The organism is Enterococcus sp. AZ020 (assembly GCF_050499205.1).
Lineage (GTDB): Bacteria > Bacillota > Bacilli > Lactobacillales > Enterococcaceae > Enterococcus_L > Enterococcus_L dunnyi.
In genome coordinates this window covers 3,581,998-3,598,052 of record NZ_JBIPAT010000001.1, presented here as the reverse complement: position 1 = coordinate 3,598,052, position 16,055 = coordinate 3,581,998, and the positions used below count along the sequence as shown (strand labels likewise).

10 protein-coding genes are annotated in these 16,055 nt (G+C 36.5%); 9 read left to right on the top strand and 1 reads right to left on the bottom strand.

Annotated features, from left to right (window positions below):
* Positions 1–41 precede the first annotated feature (41 nt).
* Positions 42–947: a helix-turn-helix domain-containing protein gene (locus tag IGI58_RS17205; RefSeq protein ID WP_429952455.1), complete on the bottom strand. Its 906-nt coding sequence runs from the start codon at positions 945–947 to the stop codon at positions 42–44.
* 725 nt (positions 948–1,672) lie between these two features.
* Here IGI58_RS17205 and IGI58_RS17200 point away from each other — a divergent pair.
* From IGI58_RS17200 to IGI58_RS17160, 9 genes are all read left to right on the top strand, one after another.
* Positions 1,673–2,050, top strand: coding sequence for a hypothetical protein (locus IGI58_RS17200; protein WP_429952456.1), 378 nt, complete (start codon positions 1,673–1,675; stop codon positions 2,048–2,050).
* Positions 2,051–2,411: 361 nt separating this feature from the next.
* Positions 2,412–5,708, top strand: a complete 3,297-nt coding sequence (locus tag IGI58_RS17195; protein WP_429952457.1) for a VaFE repeat-containing surface-anchored protein — start codon at positions 2,412–2,414, stop codon at positions 5,706–5,708.
* A gap of 377 nt (positions 5,709–6,085) precedes the next feature.
* Positions 6,086–7,300 carry an IS110 family transposase gene (locus IGI58_RS17190; RefSeq protein ID WP_429952452.1) on the top strand — a complete coding sequence of 405 codons (1,215 nt, stop codon included), beginning with the start codon at positions 6,086–6,088 and terminating at the stop codon, positions 7,298–7,300.
* Between the two features lie 619 nt (positions 7,301–7,919).
* A complete protein-coding gene (gene polA / locus IGI58_RS17185; protein ID WP_429952458.1) occupies positions 7,920–10,559 on the top strand; it encodes a DNA polymerase I in 2,640 nt (879 codons plus the stop codon).
* 120 nt (positions 10,560–10,679) lie between these two features.
* Positions 10,680–11,516 carry a DNA-formamidopyrimidine glycosylase gene (mutM, locus tag IGI58_RS17180; protein WP_429952459.1) on the top strand — a complete coding sequence of 279 codons (837 nt, stop codon included), beginning with the start codon at positions 10,680–10,682 and terminating at the stop codon, positions 11,514–11,516.
* 5 nt (positions 11,517–11,521) lie between these two features.
* On the top strand, positions 11,522–12,115 hold the full coding sequence (gene coaE, locus IGI58_RS17175; protein ID WP_429952460.1) for a dephospho-CoA kinase: 594 nt from the start codon (positions 11,522–11,524) through the stop codon (positions 12,113–12,115).
* Between the two features lie 269 nt (positions 12,116–12,384).
* Positions 12,385–13,614 (top strand): nucleotide sugar dehydrogenase, encoded by a 1,230-nt coding sequence (locus IGI58_RS17170; RefSeq protein ID WP_429952461.1) that lies wholly within the window; start codon positions 12,385–12,387, stop codon positions 13,612–13,614.
* 40 nt (positions 13,615–13,654) lie between these two features.
* On the top strand, positions 13,655–14,206 hold the full coding sequence (locus IGI58_RS17165; RefSeq protein WP_429952462.1) for a pectate lyase-like adhesive domain-containing protein: 552 nt from the start codon (positions 13,655–13,657) through the stop codon (positions 14,204–14,206).
* Between the two features lie 34 nt (positions 14,207–14,240).
* Positions 14,241–15,869 carry a glycosyltransferase gene (locus IGI58_RS17160; RefSeq protein ID WP_429952463.1) on the top strand — a complete coding sequence of 543 codons (1,629 nt, stop codon included), beginning with the start codon at positions 14,241–14,243 and terminating at the stop codon, positions 15,867–15,869.
* Positions 15,870–16,055 lie beyond the last annotated feature (186 nt).

Genomic DNA, 16,055 nt, shown 5'->3' with positions numbered 1-16,055 from the left:
CCAACATCAGAAAGTATAGAGCCGGACTTTTTTGGCTAAAGTTACTTGCTTTGATTCGTTGGTAATGACGCTGTTTGCTGAAGTAGTGTTTTTATTTGTTCCTCTATTTTATCCGCAAGTGAGTGATCTTCCAATATTTTCATATAGTCTTTCAATACAAATAGTTTGGTCAAATAATAATTATTTTCAGTTTGCTTGTAATTTAAAATATCTGTATTCAAATGAAAATTGACTAAATAATAATGACTCGGAAAATAAAAAATGAATTCTTTTGTTTTCTTTAGTAATAGTTGAACAAAAAGATAGTCATTGTTATTTAAAGCAACAGAAGTCATTGTAGTCAGTGCCTGATGAAAAGCCTGTTGATATGCTTGAGTAAGTGAAAGGTAGTCAGAAAAATCATCAAGCTGTTCAATGATTTTCGAACCTGCATATTTAGCTGTTTTATATGTCAGAAAAGTACACATATCCGAAAACAATGTTAAATCGATGGTAGAAAAAAAGGTTAATCTGTTTATGTATGAATGCAATTGATTTAAATCAGATTCTGATATTCGTTCAATTTTTTCAACGTCGAGCTCATTCATCCTCTTTTTACAAAATAAGTAATCGTGAAAATGTTTGATACTTTGTTCTTTCTTTTTTTCTAATGTGTTGTACAGTTTTTGAGGATAGTCATGTAAAAGATTTTCTCTTGTATATTCAGCACATTTTTTTCGATAAAATTCAGGAGTTTGACCGCCCATTTTTAAAAAGAGAAAATCATCGTAGCTTACATGCAAGCGCTCAAGCAACTCAACCAAGATCTGAACTTGTATACTGGTTTGATTTCGTTCTATCTTAGAATACGTATGCCTTGAAATGATTCCTTGACAGCACTCTAGTTGAGTAAGTTTTCGATAGGTGCGCAGTTGTTTTAATACTTCTCCATCTGATTTTGTTTTCATAGTAATCGCTCCTTTTTTATTGATTTCAAGAAAAGATTATAGCTGAACTATTAAAAAAAATTAATAAAAGAGTCGATATTTCGCTCAAAAAGACGAAAATAAATCGTTTTTGAGAAGGAGATAGTTAAAATTTGCGCTTTTTTCAATGATCGATGGTAACTTATTTTCAAAGGATTTATAATGAGAGAAATGGGAGAACAAATAAAATGAATGCAGAATGTGGTAAGCGTTGTTATTTATTACTAAAAGGAAGTTGATTTTAGTATCAAGGTCGAAATATAAAAATCAAAAAATAGTTGTTTTATTTTTAAAAGCATGTTAATTTAAAAGAGTATTGAAGTTTAACAAGAAGAAACTAATAAAAAAATAGAGATGCGCTAGTATCACTCGCCAGGTTTCTCAGGCCTAGGTCAGCATAATACTAGTCCACAATAAAACAGCGTGTACTGATTTATGTGGAATGCACCCCTGTAGCTTACTGAAGCAAGCCACATTCTAGAGTATAGCAAAGTTTTCAGATTTTTGATAGAGAAAAAAGTAGCTTTTTATTTTTCTATCACTAGTAAGAATAAACTTTCGTTTTGTATTACTCGCATTTTGTTTGTGTGTTTATTTGAGCTAGGGCGCGTTACACTTAATAAGTGGCGCGCCCTAGCTTTTTTGTTATTAGTTTCTTCTTTTTAAGCTTTACTTAAAAATGAAAAAGCGTTGTTGGAGGTGTTAATTTGGCAAGGAAAGATTCTATAAAAATGACAAAGGAGGATATTATTTCCTCAGCTAAATCAATGAAGCTGTTTGGCCAATCTGTTCAATGGACTGTAAATCCGGAAAATCAAACGATCGAAAAACGTGTAATGTATTTTGAAGAAGGAAAAATGGGAAAGCAATATACGGTTGTTGAGTCGAAAATAATAGAAAACATTTATGAAGACGTTCATATGGTTTTTGATTGTAAAAGGACAATGATTGCTAAACGTTCAAAGCAAGGTGCAGCTCTTTATTATACGGGTAAAGGTGATGTTTACAATAGTATTCTCCAACGCCTAGCCTATAACCAAAAATTGAAGCTCAATGCTAAAGTATATCAAATGAGTAAAAAATAGCGACAGAAATTGAATATCCGGTGAGTCCACCGCTTTCGTTATCAGTACAGCTTAGGGCGAAAGAGTAGAACCGAATGAGGTATTGCTGTGACATTGAGAGACTTTTCAAGTATTCTGCTCTCATAGAGTTTGAAGTTTCGATTGCTATAAACTTCACGATAGGACATGAGTTTTCTCACTCATTTTTTTAGGCAGGTTAAAATTTAGTTACTTTTATCGCCGACAAAGAATAGACAAGACTCAGGTAAGACGACAAAAAGGTCGTCTTTTTTTGTACCTAAAAGGAGGGACAGCAATGGAAATTCGATCACCGCCGAAGAAAGAAACAAGCATAAAATAAATGATTAAGTGGGGGAAAATAATGAAAATAAGACAACAGAAAATTCTTACATGGCTTGTTCTTTTCTTTATGCTAGCTTCAAATTTTATAGCTGTGATACAGCCAATCACAGCTTATGCAGAAAATGGAATAGAAAACAGTTTAGTTGATGATGAACAGGTAGATCAATCGATCGACGCTACAGAGAGTCAAACGATCGAAACAAGCACTGAGGAACTAGAAACTCCAACTGAATTAGAAGCAGCGTTTCCAGAGCCAGTGATTGAAAAAGATTCGTTGCTTGAGGAAGAAAGCACTGAAGAAAATACAGAGCAAGAACGATCAGGTGCTGAATTAGCTGCAAGAGCAGAGCCATATAGTGTAGAAGGCTTGACTGATGCAGAAATCATTGCTTTAGCTAATCATATGTACGGCTCTTATGCTAGTGTAAATCCAACCTTTGAAGTTCATGTAACAAATGATCAAGGTGTTGTCCTCAATATACCATTTGCGAGAGCTAAAGGCGTTGGATCAGTAGAAAAGCTGATACCAATGTCCTATTCAGTAAAATTAGATCAAACTTGGCTGATTATTGCCTTGCACGTCGAAAAGTTTAGAATAGATGGAGGTATTGCTTATTGTGTTCAGCCAGGAGTTGAGTTCGGCCAGGGTGAAGGTTATGTTCCGCATCCGTCAATAGGTTTGATCAATGAGAACCAAAAACAGATAATCAATAATATCATCAATTTTGGCTCCAATGGGAATGATTCTGATGAGTTATATATGGCGACACAGTTTTATATTTGGGAAGCTTTAGGATATACAGTTCAAAGTGATTTGGCTAATTATGCTGCCTACAAGAGTCAAATTGATGCTAGAGCAGACAATCATCGAACAAAACCTAGTTTTGATAATCAGGAAATCACGGTCAAAGCAGGTGAAACTGTACAATTGAATGATAGTAAAAACGTGTTCAATTATTATCATGAGATCAGAAACGACGGAAATACAAGTGTGTCAAAAGATGGAAACACATTGAAGATCACTCCGTCTATAAACTCTAACGATGGAGAGATCGTTTTTCAAAGAAATTCTCCTGTTTCTGGTGTTCAATATTTTTGGGTGAAAGAAAATGCTCAAACGATGACAACAGCCGGTGAAGCTCAACCAACACAAACTAAAATTCGCGTCAAGGTTGTTAAGACTGGTTCGGCAGCGGCTCAAAAACTTGATGAAGAGGGCAACCCGCTTGCAGATGCTGTTTTCAGATTTGAATATGATGGGATAGTTGAAGAGCGAACAACAGGTGAGGATGGCTTGGTCAAGCTTGATGACATTTTAATGGGGACAAGTGTAACGATCACAGAAATTCGTGCTCCTGAAGGTCGTGTTATCGATAACATTCCACAAACAGTTGTGATCGAGCCCGGACAAACGATTACAAAAACATTCACGAATCGTTGGGCTCAGCAACCAATCAAATTGATCAAACGGGAAAAGGATGCGAATCGACCGTTAAAAGATGTCCCATTTGCTTTATACAAGCTGACTGGTGTGACAAAAACGCTGATTGGTGAATATAAAACAGATGCCAATGGAGAAATAAACATCGAACGACTTTTATATAATAGGGATGGTTACCGATTTGTTGAATTGGAGCCGCTGCATGGCTTTTTACCAAACACAACAGAATATGATTTCAACGTTACGGTAGAAAACGATGGGAAATTAATAGAGCTCATCGTTGATAATGAGCCTAATCCAGTAGTGCTCAATACTACTGCGACTGGAAAAAATGGGGAAAAATTTGTTGATCCGACAAAAGAAATCGAATTAGAAGATACGATTCACTATAAATGGCTATTTGCTGGAAGAACCTATCAGTACACTGCGAAAATCGTCGATCAAGAGACAGGCGAAGTTCTTGAAACACTTCAAGGATCATTTGTTCCGCCAGCATATGAAGGTTTTTATGTGGTAAAAACGACTGTAGATGGAAATAAATATCGTGGAAAAAAACTTGTTTTCTATGAATACATCTATGACACCGTAAGTAAAAAAGAAGTGGCCAAACATGAAGATATCAATGATGAAGGACAATCGATAAAAGTCAATGATCCTAAAATAACTACAAAAGCACAGGGAGAAGATGGCAGGCAACAATTTAACCCCTTAACAAAAGTTCCAGTCAAAGAAACAGCTTCATTTACTGATCTTGTTGTCGGACATAAATACACAACGACTGTTCAGGCTTATAGATTAAGTGATAATACCCCATATGATGATGCTTTGGAAACGAAAACATTCATTGCAACAAGCCCGACGATGGAAGTGACATTTGATTTTATTTTAGATGGCAAAGACCTACAAGGGAATGGACTTGTCTTTACTGAAAAACTTTTTTACGAAAATGAAGAAGTAGCCAATCATGAAGATTTAGAGAATGAAGATCAAACCGTTTCATTTACTGATCCTGAGATTTCTACAAAAGCTCATGGAAAAGATAAACAACAGAAATTTGACCCGTTAGCGAAAATACCAATTAAAGAAACCGCTGTTTTTACTGACCTAATTATTGGTGATGAGTATAAAGTAATTGTTCAAGGATACCGCTTATCGACGGGGGAGCCTTACGAAAAAATAAGGGCAGAAGCTGTGTTTACAGCGACTGAAACAAAAATGAGCTACAGTTTTGATTTTGTTTTAAGTGGAAAAGAATTAGCTGGTGATGGCATCGTATTTACTGAAAAATTATTGTTCAACGATGAAGTCATTGCAGAACACAATGATTTGACGAATAAAAAACAAACGATTCAATTTACTGATCCCAAGATCACGACTTTGGCTCAAGGGAAAAACGGAGAGAAAATCTTAGTCCCAGCACAAAATACAACAATCCAGGAAACAGCTAAGATCACAGGCTTGATCATTGGACATAAGTATACTGTAAATGTGAATGGGCATCGCTTATCAGACGGAAGAGTCATTGACGAATTAACGAAGCAAAAAACGTTTATTGCAGAAAAAACAGAGATCACACTTTCTTTTGAGTATCAGATCGATAGTCAATTATTTAGTAATGACGGGATCGTATTTACAGAGACTTTACTGACTGAAAATGAAGTAATAGCTGAGCATTTAGATTTAGAGAATGAGAAGCAAACAGTACGCTTCAAACCACTAGTTAATAATACAAGTACTTTGCCAGCAACTTCTGGTCCGAGGTCATCATTACCGAGCACAGGAGAAAAAGGATCAGAAAACCTAGCTCTATTTGCTTTATTCATGTTGATTCTATGCGTGATCCTTCAATTAGAACGTCGAAAAAAATTAAGATAGAATAAGAAATGAATATCTAAAAGCTGATGAACGATCACAGCTTCCATAAGTTGAAAAAATCTATTCTGAAAATTTTTAGACATCTACAATGAGACAAAGACAAAAGTAATTGATTCAAAAAACATACTAAGATTAGAGGGTAAAGTCACCGACGGATGACTTTACCCTCTATTTCCTTTTTTAGGTCTATAGTAAAGAGTGAAAGGAAGATCGACCATGCTCTCTTGGACTTCGAGTCCCTACAAAAAAACGGTCTCCTTCACTGTCATTTTAAAATCTGTTTTAAGTATGTTGGGGCTTCGAGCTCGTGTTAAGGAAATTAGACATGAAATGAAACAGTGAAGTACCTTTCAAAAAAAAAGAAAGAAGATGAACGTATGACATATGTACTTGCATTAGATGTTTCGATGGGGAAAAGTTATCACGTGCTTTACGAAGATGAGCGTTGTCTCTCCGAGGGAGAGATTACTCATACCAAATTTGGCTTTGATTATTTGCTTCAAGAAATTCAACAGTTACCCGAACTGCCTAGTATCGTATTTGAATCGACCGGTATTTACTCAAGAGTGATTGAAACCTTTTGTCAAAATAATCACTTACTTTATTGTCTATTGAATCCTTTGGAAGCAAAAAAACAGCTGGATAGCGGTCTTCGTGTGCTTAAAACGGATAAACAAGACGCACATCGACTAGCACAAACTCACTGCCAGTATGAGCGGAAAATTAAGAAACTCCAACCTGATATTTATGAAGAATCCCATGATTTAGCTCGCTTTTATCAAGAGATAGAAGCAGAAATCAAGCGACTAAGAATGTACTTACACACGGCTCTTCAACTTAGTTTTCCGGAATTGGAACGCCTTTTTTCGAATCGATTGTCAAAATTATCATTGAATCTTATCGAGCTGTTCCCTCATCCAGAATGCTTAGCGGGATTTAGTCAAACTCAAATAAAAAATATTTTGAAAAAGAGCACAGACAAACGTCTTTCGGATAAAAAAGCCTTAGAAAAAGCGCAACAGCTCCTTTCATTGGCTTCTACTTCCTATCCAGCGACGACGAAAACGAGCATTCAAGTACAGAAAGTTCGTTATTACGCCCGCCAATTAAAAGAACTTCTTCACTCAAAAGAAACGGTGTCTAAGCAACTGATCGAACAAACAAGACCCTTACCAGAATTTGATCTTTACCGAAGTGTTCCGGGGATTGGTGAAGTATCTGCCGCATTAATTATTGGTGAAATTGGCGATATTCGCCGATTTGAAAATCATAAGAAAGTGAATGCGTTTGTTGGGATAGATACCCGTAGGTATCAATCTGGTAAATACCTAGCCCAAGACCATATCAATAAACGTGGCAACCCCAAGGCTCGAAAGCTCCTTTATTTTACCGTGAAAAATATGATTCGCCAGCAAGCTGCCGCGCCTAATCATATCGTGGATTACTATTATAAATTAAAAACGCAACCTTTATCCAAAAAGGATAAGGTTGCGACCGTAGCCTGCATGAACAAACTACTAAAGTGTCTCTATTCCATGATCAAGAATGAGACAAGGTACGACTATGCGCACACGGTCTCTATGGACCAATAAGACCAAGTCTTATATATTAATTATAGCACCCTGCTGGAAAAAAAACATACTCATCAGGGTTATTTATCGTGAACTTTTTTCTAAAATATTCCCTTCGTCTACAAACGATTAAAATATCTTTGATTATTTCTTTATTTTTCTCTTGACTAATCGTAGGAAGGAGAGCGGGACAAAACTAAACATCTGTTTTGTTTCGCTCTCTACACTTAAAAAAACGCGAGAAAAAGCAGCTACTACTTTTGATATAGTGATTTTTCTTAGTGATATTAGAGAGAAAAAATCAGTCTTCCCCAAAAATAATGATACATGTAGAAAAGATGCATCAAAAAATAGTAGTTAAGAAGAAGGCTTTTATCGAAGAAAAGTTACATTTTAGAAATCTTTCATTCACATTTTATTCATAACTTCCTTGTATTATTTAACTATCGAAACAAAACAAAAAAAGTGTGTGTTTGTTTCATTTGTGTGAATCCTAATGTTCCGCTCTGAATGTGTGCAGAGCGGTTTTTTTGTGCTTTAAATTTGAATGTGCTCTTTCCTTTCTTCTCTACTGCAAAGTTTTAAGATTTTTGTTAGAATAGAGAAGGACACCAGTTTGCTGAAGATGAGGAGAAATAGAATGACAAAAAAGAAGTTATTATTAGTAGATGGGAATAGTGTAGCGTTTCGAGCGTTTTATGCTGTTCAAAATTTTGAGTCATTTAAAACAAAAAATGGCTTACATACAAATGCGATTCTTTTTTTCAACAATATGTTGGATAATATCATGCAAAAAGAAGAGCCGAGCCACGTCTTGATTGCTTTTGATGCGGGAAAGACGACCTTCCGCCATGCTTTTTTTGATGACTATAAAGCTGGTCGAGCTAAAACACCAGGTGAGTTTAAAGAACAAATGCCTTATATTCGCGAGCTGATCGATGCTTTGGGGATACAACATTATGAGTTGCCGGAATACGAAGCAGATGACATTATTGGAACTCTTGCACGTCGTGTGGAAGCAGATGATTTTGAAGTAGTTGTTGTCTCTGGGGATAAAGATTTAACCCAATTGGCTGATAAGAATATCAGGGTAGAGGTGACTGCAAAAGGCGTTAGTGAATTAGTCACTTATACACCAGAGTTTATTAAAGAAAAATATGGCTTGACTCCTTTGCAAATAATCGATATGAAAGGTCTTGCAGGAGACAGCTCAGATAATATACCCGGGGTCACGCGGGTAGGAGAAAAAACAGCGATCAAGTTACTGGCAGAGTACGGTTCGGTGGAAGGCTTATACGAGCATATCGATGAGTTAAAACCAAGTAAGATGAAAGAAAACTTGATCAATGATAAAGAGCAGGCCTTTTTAAGTAAAAAGCTTGCAACGATCGATGTCAATGCACCGATCGATATTTCTATCGACAGTTTAGTTTATAATGGAAAAAATTTAGACAAATTAGTTCCTTTCTATCGTGAGATGGAGTTTAAACAACATTTAAGTAAATTGGACATTGAAGAAGAAACCGTTGATTTAGCGGATGTTCATTTTGATGTAGTGGACACATTTACAAAGGAAATGTTTACAGAAGATATGGCTTTGTATGTAGAAATGATGGAAGACAATTATCATACATCGCCGATCGTCGGAGTAGCGTGGGGAACAAAGAAAAAGATTTATACAACAAACAATTTAGCTCTTTTTGAAAGTCAGCCCTTTATCGACTGGCTATTGTCAGATAAATATCAGAAAGTCGTATATGATGCGAAACGTACGTATGTAGCACTTAATCGTTATGTTGGCAAAACAAAGGGCATCAAGTTTGATGTATTATTGGCGGCATATCTGTTGGATACAAATGACAATAGTGCGGATATCGAAGGTGTTGCGCAATATTATGGATATGGTGACATTCGATCAGATGAAGCGATCTATGGAAAAGGGGCTAAAAAAGGCTTACCGGAAGACGAAGAAGTATTCTTTAGTCACTTGGCAAGAAAAGTCAATGCGATCCATTTTCTGACAGAAAAGCTGGATCATGAATTAGCTGAAAAAAATCAATCTGATCTATTTTATAAAATGGAATTACCGTTGTCTCGTATTTTAGCTGATATGGAAATCACTGGAATCAGAGTAGATGCGCAGCGGTTGAAAGATATGCGTATCGAATTTTCAGATCGTCTACGTGAAATCGAACAAAAAATCTATGCTGAAGCGGGTGAAGAATTCAACTTGAATTCGCCAAAACAATTAGGAGTGATCCTATTTGAAAAAATGGGCTTGCCAGTCATCAAAAAGACGAAAACAGGCTATTCTACAGCTGTGGATGTTTTGGAGCAATTGAAGGAACAGGCACCGATCGTCGAAGATATTTTAGTGTACCGTCAAATCGCTAAAATCCAATCGACCTATGTAGAGGGTTTGCTCAAAGTGATCCAGCCTGACGATAAGATCCATACTCGTTACGTGCAGACTTTGACACAAACCGGGCGTTTAAGTTCGATCGATCCCAATCTACAAAATATTCCGATCCGTTTGGATGAAGGTAGAAAAATTCGTCAGGCGTTTGTTCCAAGAGAAAAAGATTGGCGTATTTTCTCTTCAGATTATTCACAAATTGAATTGCGGGTATTGGCGCATATCTCAGACGATCAGCATCTAAAAGAAGCTTTTATTGAAGGACAGGATATCCATTCTAGTACGGCGATGCGGGTCTTTGGAATTGAAAAAGCAGAGGATGTAACGCCAAACATGCGACGTCAAGCAAAGGCAGTGAATTTTGGAATTGTTTATGGAATCAGTGATTATGGCTTATCTCAAAATCTAGGAATCACTAGAAAGCAAGCACAGGAGTATATTGATACGTACTTTGAAAAGTATCCAGGTGTTAAAAAATATATGGAAGAAATCGTTCGTGATGCAAAAGATAAAGGGTTTGTTGAAACATTGTATCATCGACGCCGTTATTTGCCTGATATCAATTCACGAAACTTTAATTTGCGATCATTTGCTGAACGGACAGCTATCAATACGCCGATTCAAGGAAGTGCTGCGGATATTTTGAAAATTGCAATGATCGAAATGGATCAACGCTTAAAAGAAGAAAAAATGCAGGCGACTATGCTGCTTCAAGTACACGATGAACTCGTTTTTGAAGTTCCTGAAACAGAGCTTGAAAAACTAAACACTTTAGTCAAAGATGTTATGGAAAATGCAGTTGCTCTTCATGTACCTCTGATCACAGATAGTAGCTGGGGCAAAACATGGTATGAAGCAAAATAATAAATAAATTAAAAAGAGACTGGTTGATCGGTTGATTCAGAGAATGCTTAATGCGGAAGATAAGCCTATCTGTTTCACTGCCATTATCATCAGTCTCTTTCCGCTAAGGAGAGATGGAAAATGCCTGAACTACCAGAAGTTGAAACGGTTCGAAAAGGGTTGGAAAAATTAGTCATCGGAAAAACGATACAAGAAGTTACGATTTTATGGCCGAGAATCATTGAAGCACCTGAAGCAGAGATTTTTGCTTTAAAACTTGTTGGTCAACGTCTAGAAAAAATGGAACGACGAGGAAAATATTTGCTATTTAAGTTTACTGATTATGATATGATCTCTCATTTACGTATGGAGGGAAAATACGAAACACACGATAGCGCAGATGCAGTGGATAAGCATACTCATGTAATATTTAAGTTTACGGATGGCACAGAACTTCGTTATTTAGATGTTCGTAAGTTTGGACGAATGACGCTGGTTGAAAAAGATCAGGGGATAAATTATAAAAGTATTCTAGCACTAGGCCCGGAACCAGTTCCAACTGAGTTCAAATTGAAATCATTTCGTGAAGGTCTAAAAAAACATCACAAGGCAATCAAACCTTTGCTTTTAGATCAACGTTTAGTAACTGGATTAGGGAACATCTATGTTGATGAAGCATTGTGGGAGGCCCAAATCCACCCAGAACAACCCGCGGATTCGTTAAATGGCAAAGAAGTAAGTCAGCTTTATTATGCGATCATCGATGTTTTAGGCCGAGCTGTTGAAGTTGGCGGGACAACGATTCGCAGCTATTTAAATGCATTAGGAGAAGCTGGGACCTTTCAAGTTTCATTAAATGTATATGGTCAGACGAATCAGCCTTGTCCAAGATGTGGCACACCAATAAAAAAGATCAAAGTCGCTCAAAGAGGCACTCATTTTTGTCCGAAATGTCAAACACTGAAAGTGAGGAGCTAGGATAGATGGGAATGATATTAGGATTAACTGGAGGAATCGCTACAGGCAAGAGCACAGTCGTTGAGATTTTTAAAGATGAAGGTTTTCCTATTGTGGATGCGGATATAATCGCAAGAGAAATAGTTGAGCCGGGGACTCCCGGACTTCAAGCGGTCGTTGATGCATTTGGTTCTGAACTATTGTTTGCTGATGGTTCCTTAAATAGAAAAAAACTGGGAAAGATCATTTTCTCAGATAAGCAAAAGAGAGAGCGATTGAATCGAGTACTGTCACCGTTTTTAAGAGAAGCTATCTTAACGGATATCGCTCGGAAGAAAAATCTGTCATCTTTAGTTATTGTAGATATTCCTTTGCTTTATGAAGGAGGCTATGATGCGGTTGTCGACCAAGTCGCAGTGGTTTACATTCCAGAAGAGCTACAATTATCTCGTTTAATGAAGAGAGATGACCTTTCAGCTTTAGAGGCTGAACAAAGAATCGATAGTCAAATGCCGATCGAAGAGAAAAAAAATCGGGCAGATATCATTTTTGATAATCAAAAAACAACGGAAGAGACAAAAAAACAAGTCAAGAAATGGCTTTCAAAAAATATTTTTTGATTATATAGAATTAGTGTTATATAGTTATTTTATTTATGTTGATAGAGAGTGCTAGTTAATTTCAAAATAGCGATGTGAAAATAAAAAATCACATTGCTATTTTTGCGTTTTCATGAGGTTTAATTCGATTTATTAGTATTTAGGGAATAATTATATAGTTAATTTTAAATAACTAAATGTTTTAAAAGTATATAGACAATTATATTTGATTTGTGTTATCTTACGTAAAAGAAAAATGAAAAAAATAAACAAACATAGGGGAATTAAGGATGAAAAAAGAAATAGTTGTGATCGGCTTAGGTTACGTAGGATTACCGAGTGTTATGAATCATGTAGAAAATGGTCATCAGGTAATTGGATTTGACATTGACCAAAGGAAGATTGATTCACTGAATCGAGGTGTCAGCTATCTTGATACAATGTCAAACGAATCGATCACTGAGATGTTAAAAAAGGAAACAGTTTTTACAGCTGACGAACAAATGCTGAAGGATAGAGATGTTTACATTATTGATGTGCCAACGCCGATTGACGATCATAAAATTCCTGATTTGAGTTATGTGAAATCCGCAGTAAGTCTGATTGAAGATAAAGTGAAAGTAGGATCATTGATTATTTTAGAAAGTACTACTTATCCAGGAACGACGGAAGAATATCTGGTGGAAAGGTTTGCTGCAAAAGGCTACAACATAGGTACTGATTTGTACATAGCGTATTCTCCTGAAAGAATCGATCCAGGAAATACAGAATCTTTAAGTGCGAAAATCCCAAGGATCGTAGCGGGATATACTAAAAACTGTCTTGCACAGGCAAAAGCGTTATACGGAGATCATGTATCAGCGGTTTCAAGCTTAAAAATAGCAGAACTTGCAAAGATTTATGAAAATACATTTAGACTAGTCAACATTGCTTTAGCAGATGAGCTGCAAAAAATCACGGATAATTTAGGAATCAGTGTAGGAGAAGTGCTGGAGGCAGCAGCAACCAAGCCGTTTGGTTTTATGAAGTTTACACCAAACTTAGGGATCGGTGGCCATTGTATTCCAGTTGACCCATATTATCTCACTTGGTTGATGGAAAAAAGAGGAATCGATACTCCCTTGATCAGTACAGCAGGCCAAATCAATGATTCAATGCTCGACTATCATTTACATAAGATCAATGACTATCTCGTTGAACGGGGAGAAAAACTTGGAGAACTGAAAGTTGCGATCTTGGGAGTAACTTATAAGAAAAATGTAGCAGATATCCGGATGTCATCAGTTCGTAGATTGGTGGATAAATTAGGAGAAATGACCGAACATATCGTTGCTTATGACGATGTCTTGTATGCTTACTATACCAAAGAGGATGGGAAAATATGCTGTTTAGAGAATAATTACCATGAACTTACTTCTTTTGATTTAGTGATCTATGCTGTGGATCATGAACGCTATGAAGAAAACAAGCCAAAGATCATTGAAAATAGCCGTCTTTTTTACGATTTGACGACAGTCTAAATGATTGAAATCTGGATAGGAAATGGGTGAGGTGATTGAAATGTCCAGAAAGAGTAAGCGTAAAGAACAACAGGTTATTGAGAATCGACGCTCAAAAAAATTACTAAAAACAGTGATGGCCCCATTACTTTTACTCTTATCTATACCAGCTCTTGTTTTTGGGGTACATCTAGTTAAACAAGCGCCTAAAAAAACGACGAAAGAAAGTCAACCCACTCAACTAGTGATAAAGGAAAAAAAATATGCTGAGGTTTCTTCATGGTCCGAGCTGGTCGAAGCTTTATCAAACACGCATATAAGTGAAATCAATCTAAAGAAAGATATCAAGTTCCCTCAAACGGAAGAAGAACTGACAACAGAAAATCGAATAACGGTTCAAAAAGAAAAAGTCTTTCATTTTGATAAGACTAAAAAGAAGCAGCAGCGTCGTTCTATTTTGCTGCTCAACTTTCCTGAAAAAAGTTTTGATCGATCTGTGGTGATTCAAGGGGAAGGCAAGAGCATCTATTTAGGTAAAGTTGAATTGAACCTTCCAGCAGGTTTGGAGCTAGATTTTAAAGATGTGGCTCTTTTAAGAGCATATCACTATTGATTGGGTTTACTGATTGTTTAGAAAGGATGTTTCAATGAAAAAAAGTCTTTTTTTCTTGCTTGAGGTAACTGGTAAATCTCTGTTATTTTTAATTCCTGTTTGTTCTATCGGTTACATTATTTTTTATGAGCTCACTCATTTTAATGATCAGACGATCGAGCAGTTTATTTTATCCGGAAAATTACCAATGACAGCCTTTTTTCTTGTCGTTGTATTCGTTTTGATCATTCATTTTACGTTTAATAATCAGAAAAAAAGAGTCCTTAAAGATTCTGGAATCACTCCAAAAATTAGACGGTATAAAATTGGTTATTGGTCAATAAAACGAAAAACCGGAAAAGAACAGATCCTGTTTAAAAAAAGTACGAGCATGCTATTTGTCACTGTCGTTGCGACGATCATTTTAGGTATTATTTGGTTTGGTTATCGACTTTCAGATGGTTCCCGTCACTCTTTGAGTGGTATTGCTCCATTTTTTACGATGAGTGGAGGAATGGCACTTGCAACACTCGTTTTGAGTGCTTTATATACGCCTTATACAAGTGGTGGCACTAAAGAACGAAACGTTCATATCCTGATGCCCATCTATAATGAACCGGTTGAAAATATCGAGAATGCTTTTCGTTCTATTTTGAATCAAACAGTAAAACCTTATTCTTTCGTTGCAGTAGATGATGGCAGTCAACTAGTTGACTATGCTGAACTTTCTGCTAAGTACCAACGGATTTTTGCCGAAAAAGATATTCGATTTCAATTTTTGACTCAGAAAAATAGTGGGAAGCGGGCGGCTCAGTTATTGGCTTATCGCTCGTTGAATATTGCTGATTTTCACAATGAACTTATTTTAACTGTGGATAGTGATACTGTTTTTGAAAAGCATGCGATCGAGCAGGGCATCATCCCATTTGAAGACGAGCAAGTTTATTCTGTTGCTGGAGTCATTGTTACGCGGAATATTACAGATAATATCCTAACGATCATTACGGACCTATTGGTTGTTGGCCATATGGTGCTAATAGAACGATCGATGAATTCGATGTTTGGCAGTGTAGCAGTTAACAGCGGACCGATCGCTTTTTATCGTGCGGAGGTTCTGAATTTAGCCGAAACTCTTGGGTATGAAAATGAACGATTTGGCCGTGCAAGAGTGGAGTTTTCAGATGATAGTTTTTTGACGATGGCGGCTCTTTTATTAGGGAGAGCAGTTGCTCAGTCAACCGCAGTTTCTTATACTGAGTTACCAAATAAACTTAGCCATCATGTTCGGCAACACCTTCGTTGGAGCAGAGGAAGCTTTATTAGAGGCTTTTGGCGTCTGTCCCTTTTTCCGATCAATAGCTTTGTGTTTTTTAGGCAAGCTTTTGGCTGGGCAATGTTTGCTTCGATGATCGTGATCAAGCTACAATTATTGTACTGGCTGATTTTCGTGATGACAGATATTCCATTTTTGCTTTTAGCACCATTAGCCTTTAGTGCCGTTTATTCGTTATCATATATTTCGATTCCAAGAAATGACTTGGCTAAAAGAGATAAGTGGATCGTGTTTTGTGCGTTTCCCTTTACCGTATTATGGATGGTTTTTGTTCTTTCACCTGTGCGAATTTGGGGATATATTACTCATAAAAACACTGGCTGGGGGACGAGAAATAAAATAGAGCTATAACTTTTAAATCATACAACTGTAACAAACCATGTAAGGAAAAGTTTCTTCGCGTGGTTTGTTATTTTATTTTACGATGGATAATTGTTATTAAATAAAACTCATACTATAAGAAAAAATTAATAGAGATAGATAGTTAATGTCTGGTTTCTCAGCCATTTCATGTTATAATACGAGTAGTAAACAACG